The 13,556-nt window shown below is 59.3% G+C and carries 10 protein-coding genes; 7 read left to right on the top strand and 3 right to left on the bottom strand.

From position 1 onward, the window contains the following. The first annotated feature begins 1 nt into the window (after position 1). From ACLIRY_RS03310 to ACLIRY_RS03285, 6 genes are all read left to right on the top strand, one after another. Complete coding sequence (locus tag ACLIRY_RS03310) at positions 2 to 1,054, top strand: heme-dependent oxidative N-demethylase family protein (protein WP_413203908.1); 1,053 nt, start codon at positions 2 to 4, stop codon at positions 1,052 to 1,054. A gap of 561 nt (positions 1,055 to 1,615) precedes the next feature. Then, positions 1,616 to 3,739, top strand: a complete 2,124-nt coding sequence (locus ACLIRY_RS03305; RefSeq protein WP_413203907.1) for a TPR end-of-group domain-containing protein — start codon at positions 1,616 to 1,618, stop codon at positions 3,737 to 3,739. A gap of 110 nt (positions 3,740 to 3,849) precedes the next feature. Further along, the gene (locus ACLIRY_RS03300; RefSeq protein WP_413203906.1) at positions 3,850 to 4,152 is read left to right on the top strand and encodes a ParA family protein; all 303 of its coding nucleotides are present in this window, start codon (positions 3,850 to 3,852) and stop codon (positions 4,150 to 4,152) included. A 312-nt stretch (positions 4,153 to 4,464) separates the two neighbouring features. Continuing rightward, positions 4,465 to 5,019, top strand: coding sequence for a YcjF family protein (locus ACLIRY_RS03295; protein WP_413203905.1), 555 nt, complete (start codon positions 4,465 to 4,467; stop codon positions 5,017 to 5,019). Between the two features lie 152 nt (positions 5,020 to 5,171). Continuing rightward, a complete protein-coding gene (locus ACLIRY_RS03290) occupies positions 5,172 to 6,347 on the top strand; it encodes a cytochrome-c peroxidase (protein WP_413203904.1) in 1,176 nt (391 codons plus the stop codon). A gap of 365 nt (positions 6,348 to 6,712) precedes the next feature. Continuing rightward, complete coding sequence (locus tag ACLIRY_RS03285) at positions 6,713 to 10,930, top strand: PAS domain S-box protein (RefSeq protein ID WP_413203903.1); 4,218 nt, start codon at positions 6,713 to 6,715, stop codon at positions 10,928 to 10,930. A gap of 235 nt (positions 10,931 to 11,165) precedes the next feature. Here ACLIRY_RS03285 and ACLIRY_RS03280 read toward each other — a convergent pair whose 3' ends face one another. The 3 genes from ACLIRY_RS03280 to ACLIRY_RS03270 all read right to left on the bottom strand — a co-directional run bounded on the left by ACLIRY_RS03280 (position 11,166) and on the right by ACLIRY_RS03270 (position 12,627). Next, entirely contained in the window at positions 11,166 to 11,561 is a 396-nt protein-coding gene (locus ACLIRY_RS03280) for a YbaN family protein (protein ID WP_413203902.1), read from the bottom strand. Positions 11,562 to 11,610: 49 nt separating this feature from the next. Beyond that, positions 11,611 to 12,132, bottom strand: a complete 522-nt coding sequence (locus ACLIRY_RS03275; RefSeq protein WP_413203901.1) for a universal stress protein — start codon at positions 12,130 to 12,132, stop codon at positions 11,611 to 11,613. Between the two features lie 156 nt (positions 12,133 to 12,288). After that, positions 12,289 to 12,627: a rhodanese-like domain-containing protein gene (locus ACLIRY_RS03270; protein WP_413203900.1), complete on the bottom strand. Its 339-nt coding sequence runs from the start codon at positions 12,625 to 12,627 to the stop codon at positions 12,289 to 12,291. A gap of 114 nt (positions 12,628 to 12,741) precedes the next feature. Here ACLIRY_RS03270 and ACLIRY_RS03265 point away from each other — a divergent pair, with 114 nt between their 5' ends. Next, complete coding sequence (locus tag ACLIRY_RS03265; protein ID WP_413203899.1) at positions 12,742 to 13,008, top strand: sulfurtransferase TusA family protein; 267 nt, start codon at positions 12,742 to 12,744, stop codon at positions 13,006 to 13,008. Positions 13,009 to 13,556: the final 548 nt, after the last annotated feature.

Below are 13,556 nucleotides of genomic sequence, written 5' to 3'. Positions count from 1 at the left end.
CATGACCATGCAGTTCAATGACGAGACCTTCCGGGACGATTACACCTACCGCAATTCGCCCGAGGCCATCCGCCGCTTCCCCTTTCCCTTTGACCAGGACAGTTACATGTACTCGGTCAATCTGGAGCCCCACGCAGGCGGACGGGAGGGCACCCCGTTCAACAAGCGCTTCGACGTGGACGAGCACTATGTTTCCGAGATGCGGGACCGGGCCATCACCCTGGCCGAGGACCCGCTTCGCTGCCAATCCCTGCCCCATATGGAGCTGGCGGGCTGGGATTTCCTAGAACTGGTGATGGAGTCCAAGGCCGAGGATTATCCGGACCTGTTCAGCCTGACCAAGGACGGCGACCGCTGGCACTGGATCAACAAACCCATGGAGATCGAGCAGCGCTTCACCTTCCTCGACCCGACCACGCTTCCATGCGGTCCCCTGGAGTACATCACCCGCCAGACCCAGGGAGACCACGCGCTGCTCGATCAGCGCGAAGACAACCTGTGGATGGATGCGGGCATGGTCACCAGTCAGGCCGATTGGTCGCTCGACTTTGACGTGGGCATGAACTTTTATGAATGGCACGCCCCCGTGCCCAAGGCCCACGAAATGGGCATCTTCCAACGGGCCCTGAAATTCCTGCTGGCGCTTCCCCTGGGCAAGCCGTCGCGGCGCCTGAACTGGACCATGACCGTCAATCCTCGCCTGGATACCAGCCCGGAGAACTACCACAAATGGGGTCCGGAAAAGCGCACGCTGACACCGGAAAATGTCGGCAGGAAGCAAAACCTGCGGGTGGAGTTGCAAACCCTGTGGCGTCTGCCCCGCTCCAATGCCATCGCCTTCCCCATCCGGGGCTATCTGGCCTCCCTTGAGGACCTGACGACCGTGCCCAAATGGGGCCGTCGTCTGCACCGGGTGATCCGGGACCTGCCGGACGAGTTGTCGGATTACAAGGGCTTTACGGTGAACCGGCCGATGATCGTCGACTACCTGTCGAAATTTGATGACGGCCTGCCCACGTCGGCGGGGATTTATCCGGACGAGACGGGGTTTTAGGAAGGGGAAAAACGCGGGACGCTGTCCCGCCCCCTGCCGGGGCCGAAAGGCCCCGGACCCCAGTCCTTGGTGGGGAGGAGCGAGGTTGCACGCGAATAGAGCCAACGTTTTGTTTGCGTTCGGCATTCCCCGCTCCTCTCCCCGTCATCCCCGCGTAGGCGCTAAGGGATGCACGTTTCTCGAGTTCACTGTGGCGCGGACGTAACGTTTTGTTTTTACTCGTCATTCCCGCGTACGCGGGAATCCAGGGTGGGAAGAACCAGCGGCGGCGATTGACGTATCCTGACGCGCAAAGCGCCCATACCTGAATAAACAGTTGCCCGTTTTCACGGGGATGACGAAGGAAAACACCGTATTCTTTAACTTTGGTGCGGCTCAGAGAAACGTGAATCCCACAACGCATATGCGGAAATGAGGAACCCTGAATATGGACAGGCATGAGTCCCGCCAATCTGCGGGGAACAAATTTTTTGCCACTCGTCCACACCTCTCGCCTTGTCCGGGATCTGAATAACCGTTTAACGTGCTGCCCTTGGGGATGATGGGATTCCGGGGGCAAGCGTGCGGGTCAAGGAAGTTACCGATTACATTCGGACGGCGCGGGATATCACCTTCATCATTGGTGCGGGCGCGTCGAAGTCTGCAGGGATCCCTCTCGCATGGGAACTGGTGGAGCGGATCAACGCCGAGTACGGCCATTGTTTGGGGCACTTGAGCCCGGATGACCGGAAACACTACGGCAAGGTCATGCACGCCCTCTCCCCCCGGGTTCGGCAAGATCTGATCCAGCCCTATCTCGACGGCTCCCGCATGAATTGGGGGCATATTGCTCTGGCTTGCGTTATTCAGGCCTCCCAGGTGCGGCGGATTCTGACCTTTAACTTCGATTTCCTGTTGGAACGGGCGACCGCGCTTCTGGGGGACCACCTGCCCGTCTACGATTTCGGCGTCTCGCCCACCCGGGAAATTCAAAACCTGTCGGACAAGGCGATCTTTCACTTGCACGGACAGAGCTATGGCTTGAAGCTCCTGAACTCCGAGCAGGAAACGAAGGCACACGCCGAGGCGATCCGTCCGGTGGTCGAGGACAGTATCCGCCATCACCTCACCATCGTGATTGGCTACAGCGGAGAGGCCGACGCCGCCTTTGACGTGATGGCGGAGTCGTTTGATTCCAGAAACGATTTCATCTGGCTGGGGTACGACAAGGAGCCGAAACGGCACCTAAAGCCACTGCTCGATAAGGACTACACAGCTTATGCCGGCGGCTGCGATTTCGACCGCACCATGATCAAAATCGCTACGGGTCTGGGGTGCTGGCCACCTCTGATCCTGACCAATCCTCCCGCGCATGTTCTCGGGCAGTTGGCGCCCTTGCCGGACTATCCGGTGAGCGATGATCTGGGCGTGGATACGCTATCCGATACTCGGATCCGTCTCGAGGAAGACGCGAACACATGGGAGAGGGGCCGGTCGGGCGTGGGCAACGCGGCGGAGGATCTGATGTCTGGTCTGTCGTCGGGTCAGGCGACCCTGCCAGAGGACATGACGGAGGAAGAGCGGATCCTGCGGGCTTGGATTTTCGTCGAATACGGAAATCGACTCTTTGACGAGGCCAGAGGTCTGAGTGGTGAGGCCCGGGCGGCCAAACTCCGAGAGGCTGGAAAGAAGTATACCGCTGCGATTGCTATCAAGCCGGATATGCATGAGGCCTTCAACAATTGGGGGAATGCGCTCTCGATGGAGGCCGAAGGTCTGAGTGGGGAGGCCCGGGCGTCCAAATTCCGTGAGGCTGGGGAAAAGTATGCTGTTGCCATTGGGATCAAGCCCGATGAGCAGGAGCCGTTCACCAATTGGGGGAATGCGCTCTCCGAAGAGGCGCGGGGGCTGAGTGGGGAGGCTCGGGTGATCAAATTCCGAAAGGCCTATGAGAAGTATACCGCTGCCGTAGGGATCAATCCGGACGAGCAAGAGCCCTTTTACAATTGGGGGAATGCGCTCTCCGAAGAGGCCAGAGGTTTGAGTGGGGAGGCCCGGGCGGCCACATTCCGAGAGTCCTATGAGAAGTATGCCGCTGCGATTGGGATCAAGCCGGATCTGCATGAGGCCTTCAACAATTGGGGGGCTGCGCTTTCGGATGAGGCCAAAGATCTGAGTGGGGAGGCTCGTGTGGACAAATTCCGAAAATCCTATGAGAAATATACCGCTGCCGTCGAGATCAAGCCTGATTACCATGAGGCACTCTATAATTGGGGGAATGCGCTCTCGGAGGAGGCGCAGGGTCTGAGTGGAGAGGCCCGAGCGGCCAATTTCCGAGAGTCCAATGAGAAGTATGCTGACGCTGTCGGGATCAAACGAGATAAGTGTGAAGCATTCTCTAATTGGGGGACTGCACTCTTGGAGGAGGCGGGGGAGCTGAGTGGGGAGGCCCGCCTCGATAAATTACGCGAGGCGGAAGAGAGAACGCGAGAAGCAAGCCGTCTATCTGGAAAACCGAATTACAATCTCGCTTGCCTATTCGCGCTACGGGGTGAAACGGAAGATGCGTTGGATATCCTGGAGGACTGTGCCGCACAGGGAACACTCCCGGATGCGGAGCATCTCGCCAAGGATGCCGATATGGACTCCCTCCGCTCCCATCCCCGCTTTCAGGCTTTGGTGGAGGCGGTGGCATCCAAAGCCTGACGCGTCGCGCCATTTGGGTTTTTCCCCCATTCGCGGTACCATCGCGCCCTGATCGTCGAGAACCTGGGCGGTCGGAGTGCGGCGTGGGGTGAGGGAAGGGAGGGGAGCCTATGGCAGAGGGACCGGCGACGACTCCGAAGACGGTGGCCCTGGCCACCATGAAGGGGGGGAGTGGCAAGAGCACTCTGGCGGTCTGTCTAGCTGCGGCCTGGGGCGCGGCGGGAGAGCGGGTGGCTCTGATCGACGGCGATCGACAGCGACCTGTCACCCGATGGCGGGCGGCGGGGGAGGCTTTGCTCCCCATTCCTCTGATCGAGACGGATCCCCATGGCGTGCCCGAGGCGGTGCGGCTGGCCCTGGTCGATGGCGCCATCCGGGCGGAGGTGGATGCCCTTTTTGCCAACCCTGTCTAGGATGTGGTGACCATGGTGAAGACGTTACCTGGATTGAGGCGTCGCGCCCCTGGCGCGCAAACGAAGACCGCCCCTGGCGCGCAAACGAAGACCGCCCCTGGCGCGCAAACGAAGACCGCCCCTGGCGCGCAAACGAAGACCGCCCCTGGCGCGCAAACGAAGACCGCCCCTGGCGCGCAAACGAAGGCTGCCCCTGGCGCGCAAGCGAAGGCTGCCCCAGGTGCACAGACCAAAAGCGCCCCAAAGGGGGGGCAAGCTCCTACTGCCGACGGGGGAAATCAGATGGAATCGGGAAAGGGAAAAGATCAAACCATGGATAAGCAGGGCGAGACGGCTCCCCATATGGAGCGCGACGCATCGGCCAGGGGGGAGGATGGCGTGGATATCCGGGCCGAGGTTCTCTCGCCCACCGGTGAGACCGAAGGGGGACGGGCGTCCCGTCTGGGGCAGGCTCAGGCCTTGGTGGCGCGCAAAGTCAATTGGGCGACCTTGGGAGGCGCGGTGCCGGTCCCCTTCTTGGACGCGGCGGCCATCTCCGGTGTTCAACTCTCAATGCTGGCGGACCTGAGCGCCCTTTATGAGCGGCCCTTCGATGAAAACGCCGCCCGTGCCATCGTGAGTAGCCTGGTCGGTGGGTTTGCGCCCTATGCTGCGGGTGTCGGGCTCGGCGGACTGGTCGCCAAGGCCGTCCCTCTTCTGGGGGTTGGGGTTGGCGTGGCCACCGTCTCCCTACTGGCCCGAGCCTTCACCCGGGTCTTGGGGCACCTGTTCATTGTCCATTTCGAGTCCGGTGGTGCGGTTCTCGACTTTGACCCGGACGCCATGCGGACTCATTTCAAGAGGGAATTCGAAAGGGCGAAGGCCTGAAACCAGATAGGGCAAGGGAAAAAAGACCAACTCAGAAAAATGGGGTTTTCCTTTTCCATTGACCATGGGGTTTCAAGGGTTATGGTCGGCGATTGAGAGTCACTATCAAACGCGCCGTTCTCTGGGGCGCCTTTTTCCTGGATAGGTCCGCCATGCCGTCACTTTCTGCCACCGGAATTGGTCCGGTTTTCGCCCTGACTTTTGGACTTCTTGCCGGTTTCAGTGGCGCCTTGGTCGCCCCCGCCCTGGCGGACGAGGGATTCAAGACCAAGGAAGCCTTGGGAGAGGCCCTGTTCCATGATGTTGCCCTTTCCAAGAACCGAACCGAGGCCTGCGCCACCTGTCACATGCCGGATAACGGTTTTGTCGATGCGCGCGGTGCAGAACCCGGCGGGGCCGCGTCTCTTGGGGATGATGGGGTGTCCCTGGGCAACCGAAATGCGCCAACGGCGACCTATGCGGCGCTGACTCCCCCTTTCACGAAACGTCCGGATGGAACCTATATGGGCGGCCAGTTCCTGGACGGTCGGGCCTCCACCCTTGCGGATCAGGCCGTGGGACCGCCGTTGAACCCTGCGGAAATGGGCATGCCCGATGCGGCATCGGTGGTGGCGCGGCTGAAGGAAAACGCCGCCTATGTCGCGGCCTTTGACGGGCTGTTCAAGCCGGGTGTGCTGGACGATCCGAAGGCGGGCTATGCCGCCATGGGTGAGGCCATCGCCGCCTACGAAGGAACGGAGACCTTTTCCCCCTTCGATTCAAAATATGACCGGGTCCTGCGTGGCGAGGATCACTTTACCGACCAGGAAGAGTTGGGGCGGACTCTGTTCTTTTCCCAGCAGTTCACCAACTGCAATCAGTGCCATCAACTCAATGATCTCCCTGGCAAGGAGAGGGAACTTTTCACCGACCACAGTTATCACAACATTGGTGTTCCGGCGAATAAGGCCTTAAATGCGGCCCGTCAGTCCGATGTCGTAGACTTGGGTTTGTTCGAAAACCCCGAAGTTGACGATCCGGCCATGAAGGGTCAGTTCAAGGTGCCCACCCTGCGCAATGTGGCAGTGACGGGTCCTTATATGCACAATGGCGTCTTCAAGGATTTGCGAACGGTCATCCTTTTTTACAACAAGTACAACAGTCGCAATCCCGCCCGTCAGATCAATCCGGAAACCGGCGAGTCTTGGAGCCCGCCAGAAGTGGACGGGACCCTCTCCCTGAAAAAGCTGGAAATGGGTCCGGCCTTGGATGATCAGCGGATCGACGCTCTTGTGGCCTTCCTCAAAACCCTCACTGATCGGCGATATGAGCCGTTGCTTGGAGAGTAAATTCGGTATTTCTTTGTGCGTTGTCTTTCGTGAGTTGCCAAATTGTGCAGGTCTGTTATTGCGGTTGGACGAGAAGCGGAGCAGCTTGGTGTGTGTTGAGGAAAGCTGGCTCTTGCCTTTTTCACCGGATAGGCTTCACGAGAGTGAAACTGGATCAGCTTGAGTCAAGCTGGCTCAGTTTCACTCTATTTATATAGATTTTAGAGTGCTCCGAGATCAAATTGGGCTAAGAAGCGGCCCAATTTGATCTCGGAGCACTCTAGGGTCTTTTATCAGTCGGCCCGAATTGTGATAGTTTGGGCTGACCAAAGACGCTTAGCAAGGACGGAACAGCCCGTCTTGTCGCTGGCAAAGAGGACAACCACGTGCGATCAGGGGAAGCGAGGGGACGACTCGCCGATAGAGAAAGTCGAACAATCCTGGCCACAGGTGTCTGTTTCGGACTGGTTGTTGCGGGCCTCGCTGCTTTTTGGGCTTGGTCCTCCTTCCAAGACTCGATCGTGCGGACCAAGGCGGTCACCCAAGGTTTCGCCCTGACCTATAAGTCTTTTACCGAGCAGGTGATCCAACGGATTTCGGCTTCCGTGACGGAAGTCGCCGTGTCGCAGAAGGGGGGGCAGGGCTCTTCCTTCGACGTTCAGGCGGCGATGCGGCAGGTGGTCGATGGCAACGATTTGATCCTGGAAATGTTGATCCTGGACGCCTCGGATCGCGTGGTCAATTGGACACGCCCCCTTCCCATGTCCGGGACCGAAGTCTTCAGCGAGGCGAAGGCCCTCTCGGCCCTGCGGGACTCACCTCGGGCCGTGATCTCTCCCCTGTTCCGATCTCCAGATGATGGTGGGCGGTGGGTCTTTGCTGTCAGTCATTCGATCATGACGGCCAATGGGAGCTATGGCGGCGCGGTGGTGGCCCTGATCGACCAGAAAAGCTTCGCCGACGCCTATGGGGCGATCCTGGAAAATCAGTCGGCCACGGTTGCGTTGTTCCATGCCAGTGGCATCCTGATGGTGCGGGTTCCGGAAATGGGGGTACGCATTGGGCAGGTGGTCCCGAGTATTGTGAACCGGCGCGGCGTGATTGTAGACCGCCGGACAGCCGAGTTGAGATCACCCCTTGATGGCATCATACGCATCTATTCCGAACGGCGGATTGAAGGCTTTCCCCTGATTATCATGGTGACCATTGCCCGGGATGAGGCCCTGTCGTCCTGGTACCGGTCCATGGTGATGGTTGGCCTGTTGGCGCTGGTGGTTCTGGCGGCCGATGGGGTGGTTACCGGGAAGTTGCTTCGCATGCTTGAGCGGCGGCGGGAGGAAGAGTCCCGAACCCGCTTACAGAATGTGCTTCTGGCTGCCCAGCGGGAAACCTCGCCCGACGGCATCCTGATCACGGACCAGAATTGGCGGGTGATGTCCTGGAATCAGCGCTTCCTTGATATCTGGCGCATTCCTCTGACGCTGGCCGGCCATGGGGATGGGCGGGAGCTGCATCGGGTTTTGGAACCCATGGTCAAGGAAGGTGATGCCTTCATGCAGGAGGTGGAGCGGCGGATGATGTCCCCAGAGCTGAACGACGAGGGGACTGAGGTGGTTTTGTGGGATGGGCGGGTCCTGGAACGGTTCTCCCGGGGGTTGGCCGATGATGAGGCGGTTCACTGGGGGCGGGTCTGGTTCTACCGCGATGTGACCGGACGCAAGCGGGCGGAAGAGGCCTTACGCCGAAGCGAAAGGCGCTATCGGGCGATTTTTGAAAGCGCTACCGATGGGTTACTTGTCCTGGACGAAGACAGCCGGGTCATTGACGGCAATCAGGCGGCCTTCCGTATGCACGGCATGGATGCGGAAACCATGACCGGAGAAAAATTGGTTGCTTGGCTCGAACCCGAGACCGGATCGGCTTTCATCGCCTTTCTCAAAAAGGTCAAAGACAGTGGTGCGGGGCAGGTGGAGACCCGTCATCGGGTGCCGCAGACGGGGCAGCGCTTTCTGGCTGAAACCAAGGCTGTTCCCTTTGAATATGGTGGCCGCCCCCGTCTGCTCGTGACTTTGCGGGACATCACCGACCGGCGTGAGGCGGAGGATGCCCTGCGCAAAAGTGAACAGCGTTTCCGCGATGTGACCGATTCCGTGGGCGAGCTCATTTATGAAGTGGACGAGAACTTTGCTCTGACCTTTATCACCGGTCGGGCTGTCGACCAGTTGGGGATCGGGGTCGTGGACCTGATCGGTCGTGGACTGTTTTCCATCATGCATCCGGAAGACAGGGAGCGGGTCGAGCCTCTTATTCGTTCCCTGGCTGCGCGCGCGGTCCGCTTTTCCGACATTGCCTTCCGTGCCCCCCTGCCCGAGGGGAGCTATTCCTGGCAGCTGCTGTCCGGTATCCCGGTTTTGGGACCCCATGGTCAGATGCAGGGATACCGGGGTGCCTGTATGGACATCACTCAGTCCCGCCGAAGGGAAATGGCCCTGCGGGTGGCCAATGACAAGCTGGAAGTCCAGGCGCGGGAAATGTCGAATTTGGCGAGCAACCTGGAAAGGTCGAGGGCCGAGATTCTAAGGGTTCAGGAGCGGTTCGACCTGGCTGTTAGGGGGGCCGACGATGGCCTTTGGGACTGGGACGTGCTTCGGGACCGCCTGTACCTGTCCCCCCGCAGCAAGGAAATCCTGGGTTATGAGGACGGGGAAATTGGAGAGGATCCCAAGGAGTGGCTCGCCCTTGTCCATCCCGATGACCTGGAGGAAACCCGGGCGGAGGTGGTCAAGCATCTGGAGGGGCGGAGCGAGCAGTACCGGATGGTCCTGCGATTCCGCCATAAAATGGGGCATTACGTCTGGGTGCTGGATCGGGGGCGGGCGCAACGGGACGACGGGGGGCAGGCCGTTCGTATGGTTGGCACCCATTCGGACATTACGGAGATGCGCCGATATGAGGAAGCCCTGCGTGCGGCCAAGGTGGAGGCGGAAACCGCCAGTCGGGCCAAGTCCCAGTTCCTGGCGGTGATGAGCCACGAAATCCGTACTCCCATGACCGGTATCTTGGGAATGGGGGATCTGTTGTTGTCTTCGAATCTTGACAACGACCAGGAACGCTATGCCCGCACGCTCATGCGCTCGGCCCGCACCTTGCTGGGGTTGCTTGATGATGTTCTCGATTTTTCGAAGATCGAAGCCGGGCAGTTGGAGATGGAAATTGTCTCTTTTCATCCAGCGGAATTGGTTGACGACGTTGTGGAGCTGTTCCAGCCGAAGGCTTCGGAAAAGAGCCTTGTATTGGAGGTCCTTGGTGACCGCCCGACGGATCTTGTTACCCGAGGGGACCCAACCCGTTTGCGTCAGGTTCTGTTCAATCTGGTGGGCAATGCGGTCAAGTTTACTGAGCGGGGGCGGATTGGCGTGTCTTTGAATTGGGAGGACGCCGGCGGGGATGCGGTCTCCCTGACCTTTGCCGTGACGGATACGGGAGTCGGTATGGGTGAGGAACAGATGTCTCGCCTGTTTACCCCCTTTACCCAGGCCGATGCCTCGACCACGCGAAAATTTGGGGGCACAGGGCTGGGCCTTACAATCTGTAAGCGTCTCGCAGAAATGATGGGGGGAGTCATTTCCGTCGATAGCCGGGTGGGGGAGGGGGCGACGTTCTGGGTTCGGCTGACCTTGCCGCTGGGGGATCCTGGGGAGTCGGTTACCCTCGACAGCAGCCCATCGCCCTGGCCCCTGGGAGAGGTGGTGGCCGGGGAGGGCGAGGGCTGTCACGTGCTGTTGGTGGAGGACAATGAGACCAACATGCTGCTGATCGCTACGGTTCTGCGCCGGGCGGGACATGTGGTCGATACGGCTTGCAATGGCGTCGAGGGTGTGGCCCGTGTGAAAGCCTCCGTGGAGGAAAGTGTTGGGGAGGAGGGGCGGTACGATCTGGTGCTTATGGATATGCAGATGCCCGAGATGGATGGGGCCGAGGCGACTCGACAGATCCGTGCCATGGGGGGAGAGATGGAGACCCTGCCCATCATTGCCTTGACCGCCGATGTGAGCCTAGAGGATCGAGATCGCTATTTGTCCAGCGGGCTGACAGATCTGTTGACAAAACCTGTGGATTGGGGGCGTTTGCACGATGTGATTGATCGGGTGAGTAAGGGCAGGGAGTCGGTACCCGAAAAGGCGTCAGACCAGCCCTCCCCTGATCCAGAAGACCAGCCCCCTCCCGATCGAGACCCCTTACGGTTGCCCGACCCGAACTGGAGGGAAGCCCCCGACTTTGATGGGGCGATTCTGGACGGATTGATTAATCAGGTTGGAGTGGACAAGGTTCGCCCCCTGCTTCGGTCTGCTTTGGATAACATGGAGCGCTATTTGGCGAAGGTGGAGGCTCTATCCCTTGATGGATCGCCCGAGGATTTGCGCCGGGCAACCCATGCTTTGAAGGGAATGGCCGGTCAGTTCGGTGCCACCCGTGCCCAGTTGCTTGCCACGGTTATTGAGGATCAAGCGGACGACCAGGCAACTCTGGCACCCTTGGTTAAAGCCCTGCAGGACAGCATTGGCCTCGCCAAGGAGGGGTTGGAGCGACGTCTGGATGAATAGGTCTTATACTAAAGTACGGTGCGTTTGACGCACCGTACTTTGGAAGCGCCGCCGCTTGATCCAGGAACACGATAGCTGGGGTTTTCCAGTCACGGGGCTTTGCCCCGTCCCCCACTGGGGCCGAAAGGCCCCAGACCCCAGGCCGTCAAATGGGCTTGGGCTATCGCCCAAAAAACATGAAGCCCTGTCGTGTAGCATGTCGATATCCCAGTACCGCAACACAAGATATCCGCGTTTAGGAATTGCTCGGAGTTGCGGGGCGGGGCGGGGCCTCCGGTCGGCTGACGATGAAGACCCCGACGAAAGCCAGGATGATACCCTGGCCCAAGGCGGCCAGAGTGTTGCCGGTCACCAGCCAAGTGACCAGGCAGGACAGGGTCATGGCGCTTAAGGACAGGATTTTTACCCTTCGACCGATCACGCCATGTTCGTGCCAAGCCCGAATCCCCGCGCCAAAGCGGGGATGGGTCCACAACCAATGGCGCAAGCGCGGGCTGGCGTGGCCATAGGCCCAGGTGGCGACCAGCAAAAAAGGTGTGGTAGGGAGCAAGGGCAGGAAGGCGCCAATGATACCGAGGGCCACACAAAGATGACCCAGCCCCAAGAAGAGAATGCGCTTGCCAGTGTTCATGCATCCTTCCTTTCTCGGTTTCGGGCCATTCACCCGCTGAATCCCCCGCTCATGCCAAGGCGTCGATTTCCGCGTCGGTCAGACCTCCAGGTACGACGGTGATGGGCACTCTTAGCCGACCAGCATAGCGTCCCGTCAGGTCACGAACCAGGGGGCCAGGATCGTCAGTGTTGTCTGCGGCGCCGAGAACAAGAATGGATATCCCCTTCTCTTCTTCAATGAGCTTGAATAGCTCCTTTCTGCATTCCCCCTCACGGACATAAAGAACGGGAAGTTGGCCGCAGACGGTTCGAATGACCGAGGCATGCCGATTGAGCTTGTGCTCGGCTTCCTCTCGGGCTTCTTCCCGAATCAGATTACCGACGAACATCCAGTGGTCGAATTCGGCTGGCGCGATGGCATACATCAAGGCCACTCGGCCCCCGGTATTCTGGGCCCGACGGGCGGCGAAGCGGATTGCCGCCCGCAGCTCCGTCGTATCATCGACAACCACAAGGAATGTCCTTTGGTCGCCTTGGGAATATCCCTCCTTCGTGCGGTGTTCAGCCGACGTGTTGGAGCGAACAAGCATCTCCATTTCCTCCCGAAGTGAGCCGACCGTTGTTTGGGTCGTGCTTTTTATTCAGGGAAATGATGGGCGGGGAATCGGCGGAAGACAAGAAAACCTGTCACTGCATTGCAACAATTCAATGGACTCGTGAGGTTGCCTGGACGCAAGGGAAGGGCTTTAGTCCTGAATGATAGGGCCACCCGCCTGATGCCATGCCGCGATTCCCCCGGCCATGCGGTTCAGGGTGCCCTTGAAGCCGGTCAGGCGCATCATTTCCGCAGCATGGCCGCACCGCACGCCACTTTGGCAATGGAAGACCAACTTTTTGTCGTCTTCGACGCCGCCCTCGGGCAAGAAGTTTGGATTGAACTGGGATAGGGGGTTGGAGATTGCCCCTTCGATGTGGAAGCTGGCGAATTCGTGGGGCTCGCGGACGTCGACAACGACGGCTTTGCCTTCTTTGACCCACTCCAGGACCGTGGTGGGGTCGACCATATGGACGGTGATAGCGGACAACTGTGTTCTCCTTGAAGCCTGACTTGCGACTGGTTTTGGGGGACCCTTACCCTTCATATAGGAATCCGATTGCACCCGCCATAGACCGAAAAGCATGATTGGAGAGCGAGAACCGTGAGCACATCGACAGCCGACAAGAATATCGATGATACCCTGGATGCCCGGGGATTGAGCTGCCCCTTGCCCGTGCTGCGGGCGCGCAAGACCTTGAAACGCATGAAGGCGGGTCAAGTGCTGGAAATCCTGGCGACCGATCCGGGATCCCTGAAGGATTTCGTGAGCTTTTGCGCCCAAACCGGGGATGAATTGGTGTCTAAAGCGACCGAGGAAACCCCCAACGGGCCCTTGTATCGATTCCATATTCGCCGAGAGGGTATATGAGAAAAAGGGGGCTTGCCCAACATCCCCTGCGGGAGGGGGCGCCCCAATCTGGGCCTGATCCGTGACAGCCCGCGCAACTGTAAAGGCCAGCCGATCCCTGGAGTGAAACTGGATCAGCTTGAGTCAAGCTGGCCAGGGTACAGGACAGTGTCTTATATTTTTGGGCGATCGGCCAAAGCCCCAATTTTCTTTTATACTCTGTCTCCTTGAAAAACCGAAAAACGCGGGGCTTTGCCCCGCCCCCCACCGGGGCCTGAGGCCCCGGACCCCCATTCATTTTTTTACCAATGGGATCAAAGGGTCCGCGACCCTTTGCGGGTCTGGGCACAGCGCCGTGACGGGAAAACATCCCCTGTCGTGTACAGTGAGGACAGCGAGTGAAGATATTCGAACGTGCTGTAATGTTTTGGAAGGCCTATTGATCTCAGATATCAAGGAGAGAAATGTTCGACATTTCCTCGGCAACGGTATGAATGACCGAAGCATAGGCTTCCATAGCTTGCCACTGAATTGAACTGCTGGAAGCGCACCCAAGCTGTGACGCGATT

Origin of the sequence: Rhodospirillum sp. A1_3_36 (assembly GCF_047263945.1) — a bacterium.
In the GTDB taxonomy this organism is placed as follows: Bacteria; Pseudomonadota; Alphaproteobacteria; order Rhodospirillales; family Rhodospirillaceae; genus Rhodospirillum.
This window is presented reverse-complemented; position numbering and strand designations above follow the sequence as displayed.

What these genes read in the sequence shown, in the direction of transcription:
- ACLIRY_RS03310 (WP_413203908.1), top strand. Translation starts at nt 2, where the DNA reads ATGACCATGCAGTTCAATGACGAGACCTTCCGGGACGATTACACCTAC.
- ACLIRY_RS03300 (WP_413203906.1), top strand. Translation starts at nt 3,850, where the DNA reads ATGGCAGAGGGACCGGCGACGACTCCGAAGACGGTGGCCCTGGCCACC.
- ACLIRY_RS03295 (WP_413203905.1), top strand. Translation starts at nt 4,465, where the DNA reads ATGGATAAGCAGGGCGAGACGGCTCCCCATATGGAGCGCGACGCATCG.
- ACLIRY_RS03290 (WP_413203904.1), top strand. Translation starts at nt 5,172, where the DNA reads ATGCCGTCACTTTCTGCCACCGGAATTGGTCCGGTTTTCGCCCTGACT.
- ACLIRY_RS03280 (WP_413203902.1), bottom strand. Translation starts at nt 11,561, where the DNA reads ATGAACACTGGCAAGCGCATTCTCTTCTTGGGGCTGGGTCATCTTTGT.
- ACLIRY_RS03275 (WP_413203901.1), bottom strand. Translation starts at nt 12,132, where the DNA reads ATGCTTGTTCGCTCCAACACGTCGGCTGAACACCGCACGAAGGAGGGA.